Here is a 19,362-nt window from a genome sequence, read left to right on the forward strand (position 1 = left end):
ATTTAAAATAATTATGAAAAATATATATAAAATATCACTTTTAGCAAGTACTATAGCATTATTATCTTCTTGTCAAGAAGTAGATTCTTTAGACTTTCAAGTAGAAAAATCGGAAGCTATTGCTAAAATGGAAGAGATAAATTCTTATCAAGATTTAAAGTCTTACATAAACAGAGAAACAGATCCAAATTTTAAATTAGGTGCAGGAATCGGTATGTCAGACTATATTAGTCAAAATGTGATGTACAGATTGCTTAATAGAAATTTTGATGAAATGTCGGCAGGATATGGAATGAAACATGGTGCGATTGTCCAATCAGACGGGAGTTTAGATTTAGATAATGTCAATGAATTTATAGCGAAAGCATCAGCAGCAGAAATATCTGTTTTTGGTCATACCCTTTGTTGGCATGCCAATCAAAATGCAACTTATTTAAATAGAATAATTGCTCCAGATACACTATCGGCAACAGGTCCAGGTTGGGAATTAATAACAAAGGCTGATTTTGAAACTGATGACAATTCTAACTATTCAGTAAATTCAAATGTAGACCTTAGTTTTACTGCAGTAGGAGAAGGAGCAAATGGAACAGGAAGAGCTCTTAAATTGACTAATGCAGCAGTTCGTGCGAATGATTGGGAAGCACAGTTGTATATAGTATTTTCTCCAGTAGTAAAATTAGGGGAGAGATATACACTTACAATGGACATACGTTCAGATGTTGATGCAAGCTATCCCACACAAGCACAAATTAGTCCAGGAGCATACAAGCATTGGGATTTCTTTGGGGCTTTGCCTTCAACAACTACATGGACTACCTATACTAAAGAAATTACCATTTCAACAAGTACAGAAAATTGTGGAGCTATCGCTTTTAACTTAGGAAAAACAGCTACTAATTTTTATTTTGACAATATAACCTTAACAAAGTATAGTGCTACAGGAAGTGTTCAAACAGAAGAAAAAACACCTGAACAGAAAAAGGAAATTGTAGGAGAAGCCTTAGATAATTGGATTTCAGAAATGGTTACAAACTGTGCTCCCTATGTAAAAGCTTGGGATGTGGTAAATGAGCCTATGTCAGATTGGCCAAATCAATTTGAGTTAAAATCAGGAGTAGGTAAGACCGATATGGCTTCTGATGAGTTTTATTGGCAAGATTATTTAGGAAAAGATTATGCCGTAGAAGCATTTAGGTTAACAAGACAATATGGAAATCCAGATGATATCCTTTTTATCAACGATTATGGTCTTGAAGGAGGAGGCGATAAATGTGATGGCCTTATCCAGTATGTAGAATACATTGAAAGTAAAGGACAAGTGGTTGACGGAATTGGTACTCAGATGCATGTAACTTTAGGTGAAACTACCATCGAAAACATCAGAGATATGTTAACGAAATTAGCAGCAACTGGTAAGCTTGTGAAAATTTCCGAACTTGATATGGGGATTAAGGTAGGTGGATCTATAATAAAAACAGAGTATGTTACTGCAGATCAATTACAGCAGATGTCAGACTTTTATGAGCAAATTGTAAAAGCTTATTTTGAAATTGTACCAGTAGATCAACGTTACGGTATAACACAATGGGCTATGACAGATAGTCCAGAGGATTCATTCTGGAGACGAGGTGAACCAATTGGACTTTGGGATTTAGATTACAGTCGTAAGCCTGCTTATACAGGTTTTGCAAAAGGTCTTAGTGGTTTGTAATCATAGAAGTAAAATTATTTAATAGTAAATTAGTTTTTTTTAATAGTAAATTTATCTGTTATTAGTGCTTAAGAATTGTTATCGTACAAAGTTTGTTCGTAATGTATTCTAGTATCTAATAACAGATTTTCTTTATGAAATTAATTTTTTGAGTAAAATAAAAATATTGATAATGAAATTAATAAAGTTATTAACGATGTCTATTTTGTTTACAGCAATAAGTTGTGCGAAAGATGATATTACAACAGTTGTTTTAGAAAGTCCAGACAAGAAACAAGAAGAAGTGGATCAAGAACCTACTGATAGACCCATAGCGACCCCATTATTACATGTAGATGGTCGTGTTTTAAAAGATCCATGTGATAATGAAGTATTACTCCATGGAGTTGCTTTAACACCAAGTCCTTGGTTTAATGGAGGAGCTGTAGGAGAGTGGAGATGGAATAATTATGATGTTGAAGGTTGTTTAAGTTACAATAAAGGAGTAATGAATAAACTTACGAATACCGACGAAGGATGGTATTTAAATTATATAAGACTCCATATAGATCCTTATTGGACTAATAATATTGGAGTAAGTGGAATATCTGAAAATGATATTTCAGAATTTAATTTTGAAAGATTTAAGAAATCTATTGATGATGTGATTGTTCCTTTAATAAAACATGCTAAATCAAGAGGAATGTATGTGATTTTGAGACCTCCTGGTGTATGTCCACATGTTATAGGGGTAAATGGACCCTATCATGAGTACTTAAAAACTATTTGGGGATATATATCAGACCATCCTGATTTAAAAAATAGAGACAATTTGATGTTTGAATTGGCAAATGAACCCATACGTATAAAACTTCCTGATGGAAGTGAAGGAGCTAATACACAAGCTCATTTTGATGAATTAAAAAAAATATTTCAATCTGTGGTAGATATTATTAGAGATAATGGAGCAAATAATATTCTTTGGATTCCAGGTTCTGGATATCAATCACAATACAAAGGATATGCAAATAACAAAATTGAAGATGATAATATAGGGTATGCTGTTCATATATATCCTGGATATTGGGGACAAGATAATAACAATCCTGAAATCTTTAAAGCCAATTGGAATGCTAATATTAAACCGGTAGCAGATTTTGCACCTATTGCTATTACGGAAATTGATTGGGCTCCAGAACAATATGATGTTTGGGGTAAAGGAGGTGTTACTGGTGTTGCTAATGGTTGGGGATTTGGAGCTAATTTTAAAGCAATTGTAGATGAATCAGGTAATGTAAGCTGGAATTTATTAGCTCCCGAAAATTTAATTGATAAGGGAGCATTGGATGGTGGAATTGCATATGATGCTAATCCAGAAGCATGTGCTTTTCCAGTTCATAATTGGTTTAAAGAATATGCTAAAGATTTTAAAAGCTGTGAGTGATAAATAGTAGAAAGAAATAATAACAAATAAAAAAACACCTAAGAATTAGTCTTCTTAGGTGTTTTTTTATACTTATAAATGATCTTAAGACTTATTTTATCTAGTAATTATATAGAAAAATATCATTCCATTTATTTATTTTTGATCATATGGTAAAATCACTTAAGAAATTAAATAAGCAATTAGAAGGAAGTCTTTTAACAGACAAACTTCATAAAAATATTTATGCTACAGATGCTTCGGTTTACAGGAAAATCCCAATAGGAGTTGCTTACCCAAAATCTAAAAGTGATATAAAAAGACTGGTTACATATGCCAATCAACATCAAATAAGTTTAATTCCACGAACAGCCGGAACTTCTTTGGCCGGTCAATGTGTGGGAGATGGTTTGGTAGTAGATGTATCTAAACATTTTACTCAAATCTTAGATTATGATAAAGAACAGAAGCAAATAACGGTTCAGCCCGGAGTGATTCGTGATGATTTAAATCGTTATGTACAAGCTGATGGTTTGTTTTTTGGTCCTAATACATCTACAGCCAATAGATGCATGATAGGAGGAATGGTTGGTAACAATAGTTCTGGAACTACTTCCATTCGTTATGGTGTGACTCGTGATAAAGTTGTTCGTTTACAAACAATTTTAAGTGATGGAGATGAAGTGGTTTTTGAAGCCGTATCTACCGATGTTTTTAAGCAAAAAACAAACTTAAATTCAGTGGAAGGAAATATCTATAAAATGATATTCAATACTTTTTCAAAAACAGAGGTTAAACAAGAAATCATTAAAGAATTTCCAAATGCAGATATCCATAGAAGAAATACAGGATATGCCATTGATGAATTGTTGAAGTTTGAATTGTTTGGAGGAACTGAAAAAACAATTAACCTAGCAAAAGTATTGTGTGGTAGCGAAGGTACTTTGGCGTTTACTACAGAAATTACTTTGCAATTAGATGATGTACCGCCAAAACAAAATGTAATGGTGGCTTCACATTTTCATTCTGTTCAAGAATGTATGGAGTCTGTGGTTGTGGCCATGAAACATCAACTTTACAATTGTGAGTTGATGGATAAAATTATCTTAGATTGTACCAAATCTATCCGTTCACAACAAGAAAATAGAACTTTTTTAGAAGGTGATCCTGCAGCTGTTTTAATGTTAGAAGTAGCTGCTGACACCATTGAAGATGCTCAACAACAAGCAGACGCTTTGATTACTGATTTAGAAAGTCATGGATTTGGATATGCACATCCAAAAGTTACAGGAGTAAAAATAAATGGAATTCACGATTTAAGAAAAGCAGGTTTAGGAGCTTTGGGAAATTTAATTGGGGATAAAAAAGCTGTAGCTTGCATAGAAGATACGGCTGTGAGTTTATCAGATTTGCCAAATTTTATTGCTGATTTTTCTAAAATGATGAAAGAATTTAATCAGCAAGCCGTGTATTATGCACATGCTGGGGCAGGAGAAATTCATTTACGTCCCATTCTTAATTTAAAACAAACTCATGATGTAAACTTATTCAGAACCATCACTACAAGAGTAGCGCAATTGGTAAAACAATATAAAGGTTCTTTAAGTGGAGAACACGGAGATGGAATTGTTAGGGCTGAATTTATTCCAATGATGATTGGTGAAAAGAACTTTGCCATCCTCAAACAATTAAAAGAAACTTTTGATCCCAATTATATTTTTAACAAAGGAAAAATCATCAACCCATTTCCCATGGATAAAGCCTTGCGTTATGAGGTAGATAGAATGGAACCAGAAATAAATACCTTGATGGATTTTACAGAAAATCAAGGAATTTTGCGCTTGGCCGAACAATGTAATGGTTCGGGAGATTGTAGAAAATCGGTCGCAGCAGGTGGTACTATGTGTCCTAGTTACCGAGCCACTAAAAATGAAAAAGATACCACCAGAGCCAGAGCCAATGCTTTACGCGAGGTGTTGACAAATAACAATGCCAAAAATAAATTTGATGACAAGACATTAAAAAAGGTTTTTGATTTGTGTATCAGTTGTAAAGCCTGTGCTAGTGAGTGTCCTAGTAATGTTGATGTTTCAATTTTAAAAGCAGAGTTTTTATATCAGTATCAAGAAGTTAATGGGTATTCTTTTAGGAGTAAATTGTTTGCCAAAATAAACAACATCAACGAGCAATTAGTTGTTTTTAGTGGGTTGATTAATATGTTTAATAATACATTATTGGCTAAGAAAATATTAGGAATTAGCACTAAAAGAACTTTGCCTAGTTTAAAGCGTTTTACTTTAACTCAATGGATTAGAAATAATCAAGAAAAGTTACAGTTAGAAAATCCTATTAAAAATGTTTATTTTTTTAATGATGAGTTTACTAATTTTTATGATGTACAAATAGGAATTGATACCATAGAACTGCTACATCAACTAAATTACCAAGTGGTGTTTTTGGAGCACGAACAAAGTGGAAGAGCTTTAATTTCTAAAGGTTTTTTAAAAGAAGCCAAAGAAGTTGCCAATATCAATATAGAGGTTTTTAGTCAGGTTATCAATCCGGAAAATGCATTGATAGGAGTGGAGCCTTCTGCTATTTTAAGCTTTAGAGATGAATATTTAAGATTGAGTAATGACAAGGAAAAAGCTCAGCAAATAGCTGTAAATACTTTTACCATTGAAGAGTTTATTAGCAAAGAAATAGCACTTGGTAATATTCAATCAAATGTTTTTACTCAGGAAAATAAAGAGCTAAAAATTCATGTACATTGTCACCAAAAATCGTTGAGTAATAGCAAACATACTTTTGATATGTTAAATATTGTTCCTAATTACAAGGTGACCCTTTTAAATACGGGGTGTTGTGGTATGGCAGGATCTTTTGGGTATGAGCAAGAACACTACGAAGTGAGTATGCAAATGGGAGAAGATACTTTGTTTCCTAAAGTAAGAAACCTAGCCAATGATACACTTATAATAGCTTCAGGAACTAGCTGTAGACATCAAATTAAAGATGGAACTCAAAGAGAGAGTCTTCATGCAGTAACGGTGTTAAGACAAGCGTTGGCTTAAATATTTTATAGATTAAGGTGTTCGAGAAACTCAGCATAGGCTGCTCAACATCTAGTAATAATTTATATCAATAATTAAGTCACCATTTCTAAAACATTCAAATGTTTTTTTAAGATTCCAGAAGGTGTTTGTTTGGTTTCATCAAACACACGAGTGTCTCCAAACAAAATAAAACTATCCTTGGCTCTAGAAACGGCTACATTTAACATGTTTGGTTTGTCATCTTTGTCAAAAAACAAGGTTCCTTCATCCAAATTACTATATACAGAGCTAAACAATACAATATCTCTTTCGGCACCCTGTAGTGCATGAACTGTTCCTAGTTTGATGTCATTGATATTGTAACCAGCCTCAATCAAGGCTTTAGATAATTCGTTTTTCTGACTCGCAAAAGGTGTAATGATCCCCAAAACTTTTTCTATAGAATTTACTTCATAAGCTTCTTGAATGGTCTCTTCGTTTTGTCTTAACCATTTAATAATAGCATTGACTTCGTTTAAATTACAGCGACTGTTATATTTACGTTCGCTTACTCCTTCAATGTGATAAGCCAACATGGATGGAAAAATTTGATCTTCAGAAGCGCTTCCTTTCATGGGTTTTAAAATTCCTCCATAGGCCAATTCGTTACAAAAGTTGATAATCTCATCATTACATCTACGGTGTTCTAACAAAACCATTCCGGGTTGATTTCCTGTAGGTAGCAATGTTTTAAATTCGCAAGCATTTTGAGCCATTTTCATAATACTTCCATTAGAAGCTAAAAAACCTAAGTCGTTTAATAGTTCTGTTTGGTTTGGATTTGCAATTATGTTTTGATTGATTAAATTTCCTTGATCAATTTTCTGGGGAATAGACCAAATAGGTTCTATTTGTTGTAAATCGCCTACAACAATGGCTTTTTTTGCCAAAGAAAATAAAGGAATACTCACCTCTGGCGTAACTTGTCCAGCCTCATCTACAATTAATAAATCTATAAAGTTAAAAAGAGGAAGATATTCAAAAATAGGTTTTCCTTCTTCATTTTCTCCTTGAAACTGACTGTAGATAAAATGTGGAGGAGCCATGTAAAAAGTAGCCACAAAACAAGGGGTTAGCATGGCTCTTCGTTTCCATTTTTCGCTAATGGCTTTTTCTCCAGTTCCTTTTTCAGTGTTGTTTTCTATTGCCTCTTTGGTGGCTTCTAACCATCTTGCTTCCCAATAATGAGTGGCTAATAAAAAAGCTTTGTGTCTTAAACCAATATCTAACTCATCATAAAAATACTGATGTGTTCTGCTGTTGGTGTTCATTTTTTGATATTCAAAATCCCACATCTGCGCTTCGGAAACAAAAGGATAGCCCTTGATGTTATTTATTTGTTTCCAGTCATTTAGTTTGATGTTAGATTGCATGGCTAGGTTTAAATTGGCTAAAACATCTTTGATAAATTCCAAAGTTTTATTTTCATCACCAAGAATGTCAGTTGCTATTTTAAAGCTGTGGTCTTTAGGGTTTTTAGAGGTTTTATCATCAAAAAATATTTTTTTAACCTTTTCTATAAAATCAGCATTTTTGGCTTCTTTCTTTAGTTTGTCGATTTGATTACGCCATTCTTTTAAATTAAGAATGTGAATTTTATCTTTTTCAATTTTGTCTTTATCGTGAATTAAAATTGCATTTATTTGATCAATAGAGTTGATGTAATCAGTACAAATACGAGTTCCGTTCACCAATTCATCTTCAATTAGTGTGATTTCTTGTTGTAAATGATTACAAGTATCTTCTAAAGATTCAGGCTCAAACTCATAATAGTCTTTAAATCGATTAAAAAAATAGGTTTCGGCTTCGGAAACATATTGTTTGTTTTCTAACTCACACAAAGTACCCTCGTGTCCAAATAAATTTCCTTTTAAAAAATTGATGTTTTCTAAAGATTTTGGACTTTTAGAGTTAGACGGTAAATAGGTGGCATAACCATTAAAATCAGGAATCCAACGAGCTGATAATTCTTTTAAACTACTTTCAGAATTGATAAAACTATCAATAATATTGGTCACCGCTTGGTTATTACTAGAACAAGCCAAAATCACAGGAGCTTCCTCACCAATAATGGCCGATTTTACAAATTCAGTTGCCACAACACTTTGTAATAAAGTTGTTTTTCCAGTTCCAGGAGGTCCATTTACTGCTGTAACAGCGTTTTCTTCGGAAGTTAAATAAGACAATAAGGTCTTACGTTGACTAATAGACAAAGGAAATTGATTGGACATTTGTCCAGTATGGAAATGATTATAACTTAAAAAACCTTGATCCGTAATGGCATTTTTTCTGTCTCTTTTATTTGGGCTAATAATTTTAGAAAGCAAAGGAAGTTCTTCAACTTCGTCTAAAATATTGTCGTACAAGAACAAAATACTTTTGGCTGTTGCAATTTTAGAACTGGTAGCAAAATACATTACTTCTGGAATGGTTTGATAATTTTCCGTTCTGTAATTCTGAATGTTTCTATAAGTAATATTTTTAAAAACTTCATTTATATAAACCCAATATTCATCCCAAGGAACAGGGATTTCCTCATCTTCAGTTAAAGGTTCTTCAATTTCTCTGGCATTTATGATTTTCTCTGTAGATGAAAAAATGAAATCATTCTGGGCATCTGCAATGGGAGCTAAATAATTTCTAACGATTAAAGGAAATAATGCTTTTGAAGTTGACAATTGTCCAGAACGATTGACCTTTGCAGGAATCCAAAATGGTCTAATAGTTTTATTTTGATGTGAGATGTTTTCTGAAAAATATTCTAAATAAAAAGGAGCAATTAATATTTCTGTTTCCGTAATTTCTCGCCAGTTAGCACTGTCTTTTTTACTAATCCCTTTTAGTCTATTAATTCTCCGTTCTTCAGCATCTAACATTTCTGTAGCATGCTTGGCATTGATGGTTCCATTTCCAATAAAACAGGTTTTTTCTTCGTACAAATTTTTAATTCTATTGATGTCAATCGCTAGATTTTCACTATCTGTTAAGCTGTTTTTATAATAATGAAGCCAGTTTTTTTCGTTAGCCATAAACCTAAATAAAGTTGTTTTTTAAGGCTTGCTAAAATAATTTTTTCACTCTTGTTTTGGGAGGTTTGAAAGAGGTATTAGTAGGAATTTATGAACAATTTGGTATTAGCTTGATAGTGAGTTGATAGTAATAAATCTAATTATGCTAATCAATAGTAGGGGAGTTCTAAAGGTTCATGTAAAATATTATAAAGCCCTTTTGAAATGTTTCAAAAGGGCTTTTGGTTGTGAGTTAAAAGAATAAAAGTAAAATCTATTTTTTGGTTGTTTTATTTACTTAACAATTAATTTAGTTTGTACGCTACCTTCGTCGCTTATAACAGTAACAATATAAATTCCTGGACTTAAAGCATGATTAAGATTGATAGAAGACTGTCCGCTTAAAGCAATACTATGGACCAACTGCCCATGAGTATTATATATACTTATTTGTTTTGCATCTTTTGGTAAAGTAACTTTTATGGTTTCTCCTGTACTTATTGGGTTAGGAGAGATGTATAATTTTGATTCATTTTCACTCTCACTATCTGTCATAATTTCAGAAGGAATTCCCTTTCTAGAGCCACTTCCAGAACAATTAGCTGCAACCGGAGTAATTCCTTCTACTTCTAGCTTGTCAATATTTCCTAAACCTGAAGAAGTGGTTGCTTCCAATCTAATAGAATTCACTCCAGCAGCTAAGGTAACTGTTACCATCGAGTTGCTGTTTTCAGCCCAGGTAGTCCAGTTTCCAGTACTAGGAAATGAAGCTGATGTAGCAGTATTTCCATTAATCATTACATTTCCGTTTCTATCTGTACTCCCTCCATTTGCATATCGCCATCTTAGGGTGTAAGTTCCCGTTGACGGTACTGTTACAGACCAATCGATACCATTACCAGAAGCATTAGCAGTGTTGGCAAAACCTGAGCCAGAGTACCCCGCATTGTTACTATCTACAGTACCATCTACGCCACAGAAACCTGTTTCATTTTCTTGAATGGTAATGGTTTCTACTGTTTGATTTACAGTAATATTAAAGTCTTGTGTAGAAACACAACCATTACTATTGGTATAAGTAGCTGTAGCTATACAGTTTCCTGTTGGAGTTACCGTGTATTCCCTTGATGAACCTGAACTACCACATCCTGTCCATGCCCATGATCCTCCAGTTGTTGGGTGTGGACCAAATTTTACTGATGAACCTTGATTAATTGTGACATCATTAGCTGCTTGCCATGAACCACCATTTACCTGTAAATAAGGAGTAATTGTAGTAGGTGTGCAACTTAATGGAGTCGCTTCAATTGCTGCAGAATTATAAGTGTTACCATCAGTGGCAGTAACTTTTACCCAATAATAATAAGTAGTTCCATTGGTTACTGTATTATCTGAATAAGTCGTACCATTCGTTACGTATGATAATCTTCCTCTACCAGCTGGATTAGGATCGGTATCTCTTAGTACTTCCTGAATTCCTGATATTCCTTGTAGTGACCATGATAGATTAACGACACCATTATCAGCCGAGGCTTGTAAAGTAATTCCATTTGGTACAGGCTCCACCAACTGAATATTAGGATTTGGTGGGGTAGACATTCCTCCACCAAAATAAAATCCAAGATTTGGAGGTTGGTTATAAGTATTATTCTGCCACGCAATAGCTGATCTGTAATTTGGATCGTGCATTAATGTGTACATTCTTTGAGTAGTACTGTAAGGGCTCACAAAGACAACCATACCTGTGTTATCTGTACGTCGATATATGACTTCTTCTCTCCAATCTCCCAAAATATCAGCCATTAAACAAGGGTTGGATTTACTTCCATTGTTATCAGAAATGGGTTCAATATTGTATAATGTCGCCATTCTATCGGTTCCAGATCCATTCCATTTACCAATGACCGTTTTGTCGAGTATTTCACGTTGGACATCGCCATCCCACCAAATACCAAAATTATAAGAAGCTCCACCACCTGTTGCAGTTGGTATATTAGTAGATATTTGTTGTCCTGTACAGCTACGAAGACCAGAACCATCACTACCCCAAACTTCCATACCGTAGTAATTTGGATCTATATCTGCAGCCATACATCTTCCAATATCACCACTGGAATAACTAGCCCATTGTACAGTACCATTAGTGGCATTTCTTATGGCTAATCCCGGAATTGTTGAACCATTAGCATACTCTTGGGCACCAAAAAACTCCAAACCAGAAATATTAGGATTGATATCTGCTAAATGAGCAGCATCTCCGTGACCAAAACCAGTAGAATACATCCCAACACCATACTCATTAACTGCCATACCACCATAAGTAATCTCATCTCTACCATCACCATCAAGATCCCCAGCAGCAAGGTTGTGGTTTCCTTGTCCAGTATAAGCAGTAGTTTGACCATTGGGATTGCTATCCCAGGCCCATTCTTTAGTTAAAGTTCCGTTTCTAAAGTTCCATGCTTCCAGTTTTATTCGTTCATAAATCCCTCTACTGATCACAAAACTAGGGTTTACACCATCAGTATAGGCAACAGCCCACATACATTTAGTAGACCTATGACCAAGTTGAGAAAGATTCATACCTGGCAATCCCCATTGTTGTATTGGGGCAAGATCGATATATGAATCCCATGCAATTTCTGCACCTGTTTGACCATCAAATATTGATATATAATCGGGTCCGTCGACTCTGAAAAGAAAAGGACCATTAGCTGCAGCTGTAGAACGATAGTTGATTTGTCCATCACCATCTCTGTCTCCAATATTATTTCCTAAACCGTCAATCATACCATCAGATGTTCTAGTGGCAATTTCGGCTTTTCCATCGTTATCAAAATCATACACCAAAAAATTCACCTCTTGATTGTGGATCAAATTAGGTCCCATATTAATAGACCACATAAAGGTACCATCAAGTTCATATGCTTCTAAAAAGTGATAATTGATTGAGTTTGCACTTTCATCATTTGCAAGTCTTTTAATAACAATTTCGTATTCCCCATCACCATCTAAATCTCCAACAGAGGCATCATTTACTGTGTGGGTAGTGTAACTACCGTTAATAGATCTGACCGGAATGGTGAAAGATTCCCATCCTCTAATAGTGGTGGCAGGAGATAATGCTTGCTCTGTTCCTCCAATAACGGCAGCTACACTGTATGAATAATCGGTAGTAGTTGTATCAACATAATTTGATACACTAAGATTGGAAGCAATTAGTGTTGACTCACGATATAAGTTGTAAGTAGCATTCTGGGCGTATTCGTCACCGAGAATTCTCCAACTTATTAGTACTGAATTAGTACCGGTTCGCATGGCGATTAATCCACTGTCAAGTTTTTCCATATAACGCTGGGCTTGAACATTCATTGAATTCATGCATAGCATCATACTCATAGCAAATAGTAATAGAAAAGGTTTTTTCATAACAAAATTTGTTTTAAAAATGATTAATATTTAGTTAGCTTAAACACACATTTTATTTACTGATAACCTCATAATTTAAAATTACAAAGCATTATAAACAAGAAGTGTATGGGGCTTACTCCCCTTTAGAAATAGTACCAAAGGGGAGTTGTATATATTTAAAATTTTAATTCAATTTTATCTCACAAATAGTTTTACCTGAACATTTCCAACTTCCTTCTTAACTCTAATAATGTAAATCCCAGAGGGTAAGATATGATTTAGCTCTAATTCTGCTTGACCATATAGTATTTTCTGATAAATTACTTGTCCCTGCATATTCACAATACTTATATGTTTTGCGTTTTTAGGAAGGGTGATTTTAAAAGTTTCTCCTGATCGTATTGGGTTTGGAGTGATGAATAGTTTTGAAGTTTCAACAAAACTACGAGTACTTAGCATTTCCCCATCACAACCAGTCACAGATGGAGTTCCACCTTCCACTTCTAATAAATCAATATTTCCTAAACCATCATTGTTGGTAGCGACCAATTGAATTTTATTAAATCCTTCTTTTAAGTTTACAGAAACAGTTGAATTGCTGTTTAGCTCCCATGTACTCCAATTACCAGTCGTTGGAAAAGAAGCAGTAGTTACATTGGTTCCATTAATGATGATATTTCCATTTCTATCAGAAGTTCCCCCATTTGCATAGATCCATCTTAAAGTGTAGGTTCCGGTTGAAGGAACAGAAACAGCCCATTGGATACTGTTTCCCGCAGCATTAAAAGTATTAGCGAAACCTGTTCCAGTATATCCTGTATTGTTTGTATCTATAGTTCCATCTACTCCACAGAAACCTGCTTCGTTTTCTTGAATAACAATACTTGAATTAGGGAAGATGGTAGTGTTTGTTATGTTAGAATTAGATATTTCTCCATCAATATCTGTAATTTTTATCCAATAGTAGTAAGTAATTCCTGTACTAACAGTATTATCTTTATAAGTGGTTGTTCCTGGAGTGATATTCGCAAGGCTAATACTTCCTTCGGTCTCCGAGCTAGTGTTTCTCATCAGCTCTTGTTGTTGTATTTCTATTCCTGCTACATTCCAATCAATATCAATCGCATTTCTGTTGGCAAATGCTTGTGCTGATAATGACTTTTCTCCATTCATTTTAATATTTGGGTTGGGAGGAGTATCCATCCCTCCTCCAAAATAAAATCCTAAATGTGGAGGCTGGTTATAGGCTACGTTTTGCCATGCAATACTTAATCTGTACACAGGATCGTGCATTAAAGTATACATTCTCTGAGTAGTAACTTTGTTGGTGGTAAAAATTATTAGTTTTGAACTATCTACATTACGCATTAAAATTTCTTCTCTCCAATCTCCTATAATATCAGCAGTCAGAGTAGGAGTGCTTTTGGTACCATTGTTAGAACTTGCTCCTTCGATATTATATAAAGTTACTAATCGATCACTACCATGAGTTGAAGAATTCCATTTGTTTATGACAGTTCTATCTAAGATTTCCCTTTGAACATCTCCATCCCACCAAAGACCGAAATTAAAACTAACACCACCTCCTGTACTTGCTGGAAGTGTTGTGGAGATAACAGTCCCGTTTTTATCATGTAGGCCACTACCATCAGAAGACCAAACTTCAAGTCCTCTATGATTATTGTCTATATCCATGGCTACACCACGTCCAATATCTCCTGAAGCCGGTACTTCCCATAATATTGCACCTGTCCCTGCATTTCTGATAGACATACCCGGTCTTGTAGATCCGTTAGCAGTTTCGTGTGGCATATAATACTCTAAGCCTGGTGAATCGGGATCAATATCCGTTAAATGTCCTGCGTCTCCATGTCCGTAACCTGTAGAATAAAGTCCTATACCATCATCATCAATGGCACAGGCTCCATACATAATTTCATCTTTACCGTCTCCGTCAACATCTCCAACAGCCAAATTATGATTTCCTTGACCTTTGTATGGGTTTGAACCGTTACCAGTATCAAAGTTCCAACGTTGGATTAACTCTCCATTTCTATAATCATAAGCAACAATGGCAGTTCTAGTGTAATAACCTCTACACATTACCAAACTAGGTTCAATACCATCTAAATAAGCAATACAAGCTAAAAATCTATCTACCCTATTTCCATAACTATCTCCCCAATCGGAAACTTTTCCTCTGGCAGGAGTGTAATCTACAGTGGCCATTTCTACTCCTGTTTCTCCATTAAAAACGGTCAGAAATTCAGGACCTGAAAGAACATATCCTCCAGAGTTTCTATAATCAGCAGAAGAACTTCCTATGATATTGTTTTTTCCATCTTTGGTTCCATCAGCTGTTTTACATGAAATTTCAGCTTTACCATCTCCATCAAGATCGTATACCATGAATTGTGTATAATGTGCACCAGATCTTATATTAATTCCTAGATCAATTCTCCAAAGACTAGCTCCATCAAATTCCAATCCTTCTAAAATGGTGTTTCCTGTATAACCAGAATGTGCATTGTCTTTTGAATTTGATGGAGACCATTTTAAGACAATCTCATAGTCCCCATCTCCGTCTAAGTCTCCAACACTCGCATCATTGGCAGAGTAGGTGTAAGCAACTCCATCTGGAGTAGTCCCTCCTTTTGGTGGACTTAAAGGAATAGTATTGTAAAAGCTTCCCCAAACAGTTGTTGAGGCAGATTGATTTCCTTCAGTTCCATTGATAACAGCACTTATGGCATATGTACTGTTTGTTGGAGTGTTATCAATATAATTGGAGACAGTTAAGTTAGAAGCGATGAGAGTTCCTGATTTGTATAAGTTATAAGTAGCACCATCAGTATATTCAGGTCCTAAAATTCTCCAGGATACCAAGACTTCGTTGGTGTTGACTCTTACTGCATGTGCTCCTCGATTTAGTTTTTCCATATTTCTTTGAGCCTGCACATTTAATGGACTAAGTGATATAAGTATATTAATACTTAAGAGTAATAAGTAGTTTTTTTTCATTTATTGAGTTTGTTCTTTGTTTGTATATTTCTAGTTACACAAATATTGTTATTGTTAATTGATTAACTATCCTGTGCTATCTTTGAATTAAATTTATTTTTATTTGTGTTTCTCTATAAATATGATAATTGCTAGGTCTAAGGTTTTTTTAAAACAAAAGTTGATATTCCTCTTTATTTTAAACTTACCTTTAAGTGATACAAAATGTATTCATAAGGGTATGATAACTTAATCCATAATTTTACTATGAATGTTGAAACAGAAGAATTAGATGATTATTTAGACAATCACTATATCCATAGAAGTAATTGGTTAAGGGCAGCTGTATTGGGAGCCAATGATGGAATTTTATCAACGGCCAGCCTTGCTATTGGGGTGGCAACCGCAACGGAACTTAGAGAGCCTATTATTTTAGCCACTTTAGCAGGATTGGTTGCTGGAGCCTTGTCTATGGCTGCAGGAGAATATGTTTCTGTAAGTTCTCAAACAGATGTAGAGAAGGCTGATATTGAAAGAGAAAAAATAGAATTAAGGGAAACCCCTGAATTGGAGTTGCAACGTTTGGCAAATATTTATGAAAATAGGGGACTAAAAAAAGAAACCGCTTTGTTGGTTGCTAAAGAATTGACAGCAAAAGATGCCTTGGCAGCGCATGTTAGAGATGAATTGGGAATTAATGAAATCAGTCAAGCCAATCCTATTCAGGCAGCCATTGCCTCTGGAGCGGCCTTTACCGTAGGAGGCTTGTTGCCTTTTTTGGTGACTCTTTTTCTTCCTTTAAAAAGCATGGAATATTCTTTATATGGTTTTGCTTTGTTTTTTCTAATCATTCTAGGAGCGTTGGCTGCGAAAACAGGAGGTTCTAGTATTGCAAAAGCAGTAATCAGAATTACTTTCTGGGGAACCATTGCAATGGGATTAACTGCTTTGGTAGGGTACTTTTTTAATGTGAATATTGTTTAAATAAAAGAATCAATAAAACTTTTTAAAATCTAACCAAGTGTGATATAAGTCACATATAAAACCAAATAGGCGTTGTACTTTTAGGTAAAAAAACAAGATGCCTAAAACAATTAAAATACTTGGAACAGGATGTTCAAAATGTCAATCTATGATGAAAGTGGTGACGGATGTTGTGACTCAATATCACGTAGATGCCACCATAGAGAAAGTAGAGGATATGATGAAAATTATGGAATTTAATGTATTGGTCACTCCGGCTTTGGTGATTGATGACATCATTACCATTAAAGGGAGAGTCCCTTCAAAAGAAGAAGTATTGGCTCTTTTAAACACATAGTACAAATCCCGTTAAAATGTTTGATTGGTTACAACATATTACAAATTGGTTGGTTTATGATGTAATGTCCTTATCTAAAGGTGAGCATTTGTCAGAAGCGTTGAACTTTTTTATTTATGATGCTATTAAAATTTTAATTCTTCTTTTTGTGGTGATTTTTTTCATGGGAATCGTCAATAGTTACTTTCCTATTGACAAGGTTAAAAATTACCTTTCTAGAAATAAATTATATGGATTAGAATATTTGATGGCTAGTCTTTTTGGTATTGTCATCCCTTTTTGTTCTTGTTCCTCAGTTCCTTTGTTTATTGGTTTTGTAAGAGGTGGAATTCCCTTAGGCGTTACTTTAGCCTTTTTAATTACTTCTCCATTGGTGAATGAAGTAGCTATTGGATTGTTTATAGGATTATTTGGTCTTAAAACCACCGTTATTTATGTGGTCAGTGGTGTGTTGCTAGGAACTATTTCTGGAATCATTCTCCAACAATTAAAACTCGAATCTTATTTAACTCCTTGGGTTCAAAAAGTTTTGGCCAATGCGCAAAAAGAACAAGATACTTTTATTGCCGAAAAACAAACCATTAGTAAACGATTACCAGCCATATGGAAAGAAGTAAAAAGCATTATCAAAGGAATTATTCCCTATTTGTTAGTGGGAATTGCTGTTGGTGGGTTGATGCACGGTTATATTCCCGAAGGTTTTTTTGAAAACTATATGGGTAAAGACAATCTTTTCGCTGTTCCTATGGCGACTATTTTAGCCGTCCCCATGTATACCAATGCATCCGGAATTCTGCCAGTTGTTCAGGTCTTAATTGATAAAGGAATTCCTTTAGGAACAGCCATTGCTTTTATGATGGGTGTGGTAGGACTGTCTTTACCAGAAGCCATGTTGTTAAAAAAAGTAATGACTTTTAGATTGATTGCAATCTTTTTTGGAGTCGTTACTATTTGTATTATGATTTCTGGGTATATGTTTAATTTGATTTTATAAAAAAAATCATTCTTTTAAACTCGATACGACTTTAATGTCTCCTTTTAACATTTTTTCAACTGGACATTTTTCTCCAATTTCTACCAAACGTTTTTTTTGAGCTGCATCTAAATTTCCAATCACTTCAATTTCTTTCTCAAAAGTGATGGTTTCAGACGACGTATTTATTTTGTGTTTAACATTTATATTAATGTGCTGTACATCCCAACCTTTTCTTTCTGCATACATACGAATGGTAATGGCAGAACAGGCAGCTAATGATGAATTTAACAATTCTGTAGGGGTAAACCCTAAATCTTGACCACCTACCTTTTCTGGTTCATCGGCAATAATAAGATGGTTATTTGTTTTGATTTCAGTTTTATATAATTGTGTCCCTATAGAGGCAGATACGGTGTTCATTTAATATTGTTTTTAGTGTTTTATTAAAAGTGTCTTGGTTTTGGCAAGGGAATTTTAACGGTTTCATTCGGTACGGTAGGAAATTGATTGTTTTCCCAATCTTGTTTGGCTTTTTCAATGATGTTCTTGTCTGAAGCAACAAAGTTCCATTCAATAAAACGTTCTTCTTTAAATGGTTCTCCACCAAAAATATAAACGGTTGAATTGGCTGCTATTTCAAAAGTACAAAGGGTTGCTTCTTTGGCGACCAATAATTGTTTTGATCCGTAAGTGTAACCATCACTTGTAATGCTCCCTTCTAAAATATAAAGAGCACTTTCTCCAAACAAATGTTCTCCTATGGAAATAGATTGGGTTTCTTTCGCTTTTATTTCAATAAAATACAAGGAACTATATACAGGAACCGGAGAGGTTTTGCCAAACGCTTTCCCAGCAATTAATTTAAATTGTATGCCATGGTCTTCCCAACTAGGAATTTCTTCCGCAGCAATATGAGTAAAAGAGGGTTCGCACAGTTCATCTTCTATAGGCAAAGCTACCCAAATTTGTAAACCATGTAATTTTTTAGAAGTATGTCTTAAGCGTTCTGGTGTTCTTTCGGTATGTACTGCTCCTTTACCCGAGGTCATCCAGTTCACAGCCCCAGGTGTTATTTCTACCTCTGATCCCATACTATCTCTATGTACAATAGCTCTCTCAAATAAAAAAGTCAAAGTAGACAAGCCGATATGTGGATGCATGGCCACATCCATATTTTCCTCTTCATTTAAAGAAACAGGCCCCATATGATCTATAAAAATAAAAGGCCCCACCATTCTTTTTTGTCTAAAAGGGAGCAAACGTCCCACCATAAAATTTCCTATGTTGGCGGCACGTTCTTCAATAATTAATTTTGTATTTGACATGTTTCTTTATTTTAAATCATCTATAATTTTGTAAATACAAGGTATAAAATCAACTTAGGATTTGTTTCATGATTACTGAATTATTAACAAAAATATGACTTCTCTTTTTG

General features: G+C 34.4%; 11 protein-coding genes. 6 read left to right on the forward strand and 5 right to left on the reverse strand.

Features of this window, described 5'->3' with window-relative positions:
* Nucleotides 1–13: 13 nt before the first annotated feature.
* The 3 genes from BUB70_RS04250 (at nt 14) to BUB70_RS04260 (ending at nt 6,190) form a co-directional block, all read left to right on the forward strand.
* Nucleotides 14–1,714: an endo-1,4-beta-xylanase gene (locus BUB70_RS04250; protein WP_073118682.1), complete on the forward strand. Its 1,701-nt coding sequence runs from the start codon at nt 14–16 to the stop codon at nt 1,712–1,714.
* Between the two features lie 172 nt (nt 1,715–1,886).
* Nucleotides 1,887–3,137, forward strand: a complete 1,251-nt coding sequence (locus BUB70_RS04255; protein WP_084730174.1) for a cellulase family glycosylhydrolase — start codon at nt 1,887–1,889, stop codon at nt 3,135–3,137.
* Between the two features lie 149 nt (nt 3,138–3,286).
* Nucleotides 3,287–6,190 carry an FAD-binding and (Fe-S)-binding domain-containing protein gene (locus BUB70_RS04260; protein ID WP_073118684.1) on the forward strand — a complete coding sequence of 968 codons (2,904 nt, stop codon included), beginning with the start codon at nt 3,287–3,289 and terminating at the stop codon, nt 6,188–6,190.
* 74 nt (nt 6,191–6,264) lie between these two features.
* Here BUB70_RS04260 and BUB70_RS04265 read toward each other — a convergent pair whose 3' ends face one another.
* From BUB70_RS04265 to BUB70_RS14230, 3 genes are all read right to left on the reverse strand, one after another.
* Nucleotides 6,265–9,240: a DEAD/DEAH box helicase gene (locus tag BUB70_RS04265; protein WP_073118686.1), complete on the reverse strand. Its 2,976-nt coding sequence runs from the start codon at nt 9,238–9,240 to the stop codon at nt 6,265–6,267.
* A gap of 273 nt (nt 9,241–9,513) precedes the next feature.
* A complete protein-coding gene (locus BUB70_RS04270; protein ID WP_084730175.1) occupies nt 9,514–12,648 on the reverse strand; it encodes a rhamnogalacturonan lyase family protein in 3,135 nt (1,044 codons plus the stop codon).
* 177 nt (nt 12,649–12,825) lie between these two features.
* Nucleotides 12,826–15,570: a rhamnogalacturonan lyase family protein gene (locus tag BUB70_RS14230; RefSeq protein WP_073118690.1), complete on the reverse strand. Its 2,745-nt coding sequence runs from the start codon at nt 15,568–15,570 to the stop codon at nt 12,826–12,828.
* A gap of 327 nt (nt 15,571–15,897) precedes the next feature.
* Between BUB70_RS14230 and BUB70_RS04280 the strand changes: the two genes are divergently transcribed.
* The 3 genes from BUB70_RS04280 (at nt 15,898) to BUB70_RS04290 (ending at nt 17,945) form a co-directional block, all read left to right on the forward strand.
* Nucleotides 15,898–16,614 (forward strand): VIT1/CCC1 transporter family protein, encoded by a 717-nt coding sequence (locus BUB70_RS04280; protein ID WP_073118692.1) that lies wholly within the window; start codon nt 15,898–15,900, stop codon nt 16,612–16,614.
* Nucleotides 16,615–16,711: 97 nt separating this feature from the next.
* Nucleotides 16,712–16,951, forward strand: a complete 240-nt coding sequence (locus tag BUB70_RS04285) for a thioredoxin family protein (RefSeq protein ID WP_073118694.1) — start codon at nt 16,712–16,714, stop codon at nt 16,949–16,951.
* Nucleotides 16,952–16,967: 16 nt separating this feature from the next.
* Nucleotides 16,968–17,945 carry a permease gene (locus BUB70_RS04290; RefSeq protein WP_073118696.1) on the forward strand — a complete coding sequence of 326 codons (978 nt, stop codon included), beginning with the start codon at nt 16,968–16,970 and terminating at the stop codon, nt 17,943–17,945.
* A 6-nt stretch (nt 17,946–17,951) separates the two neighbouring features.
* On the opposite strand, the gene BUB70_RS04295 is transcribed toward BUB70_RS04290, so the two are convergent.
* Complete coding sequence (locus BUB70_RS04295; protein ID WP_073118698.1) at nt 17,952–18,347, reverse strand: OsmC family protein; 396 nt, start codon at nt 18,345–18,347, stop codon at nt 17,952–17,954.
* 23 nt (nt 18,348–18,370) lie between these two features.
* On the reverse strand, nt 18,371–19,252 hold the full coding sequence (locus BUB70_RS04300) for a pirin family protein (RefSeq protein WP_073118700.1): 882 nt from the start codon (nt 19,250–19,252) through the stop codon (nt 18,371–18,373).
* Between the last annotated feature and the right edge of the window lie 110 nt (nt 19,253–19,362).

Source organism: Wenyingzhuangia marina (assembly GCF_900130035.1).
In the GTDB taxonomy this organism is placed as follows: domain Bacteria; phylum Bacteroidota; class Bacteroidia; order Flavobacteriales; family Flavobacteriaceae; genus Wenyingzhuangia; species Wenyingzhuangia marina.

What these genes read in the sequence shown, in the direction of transcription:
- BUB70_RS04250 (WP_073118682.1), top strand. Translation starts at nt 14, where the DNA reads ATGAAAAATATATATAAAATATCACTTTTAGCAAGTACTATAGCATTA.
- BUB70_RS04255 (WP_084730174.1), top strand. Translation starts at nt 1,887, where the DNA reads ATGAAATTAATAAAGTTATTAACGATGTCTATTTTGTTTACAGCAATA.
- BUB70_RS04260 (WP_073118684.1), top strand. Translation starts at nt 3,287, where the DNA reads ATGGTAAAATCACTTAAGAAATTAAATAAGCAATTAGAAGGAAGTCTT.
- BUB70_RS04265 (WP_073118686.1), bottom strand. Translation starts at nt 9,240, where the DNA reads ATGGCTAACGAAAAAAACTGGCTTCATTATTATAAAAACAGCTTAACA.
- BUB70_RS04270 (WP_084730175.1), bottom strand. Translation starts at nt 12,648, where the DNA reads ATGAAAAAACCTTTTCTATTACTATTTGCTATGAGTATGATGCTATGC.
- BUB70_RS14230 (WP_073118690.1), bottom strand. Translation starts at nt 15,570, where the DNA reads ATGGAAAAACTAAATCGAGGAGCACATGCAGTAAGAGTCAACACCAAC.
- BUB70_RS04280 (WP_073118692.1), top strand. Translation starts at nt 15,898, where the DNA reads ATGAATGTTGAAACAGAAGAATTAGATGATTATTTAGACAATCACTAT.
- BUB70_RS04285 (WP_073118694.1), top strand. Translation starts at nt 16,712, where the DNA reads ATGCCTAAAACAATTAAAATACTTGGAACAGGATGTTCAAAATGTCAA.
- BUB70_RS04290 (WP_073118696.1), top strand. Translation starts at nt 16,968, where the DNA reads ATGTTTGATTGGTTACAACATATTACAAATTGGTTGGTTTATGATGTA.
- BUB70_RS04295 (WP_073118698.1), bottom strand. Translation starts at nt 18,347, where the DNA reads ATGAACACCGTATCTGCCTCTATAGGGACACAATTATATAAAACTGAA.
- BUB70_RS04300 (WP_073118700.1), bottom strand. Translation starts at nt 19,252, where the DNA reads ATGTCAAATACAAAATTAATTATTGAAGAACGTGCCGCCAACATAGGA.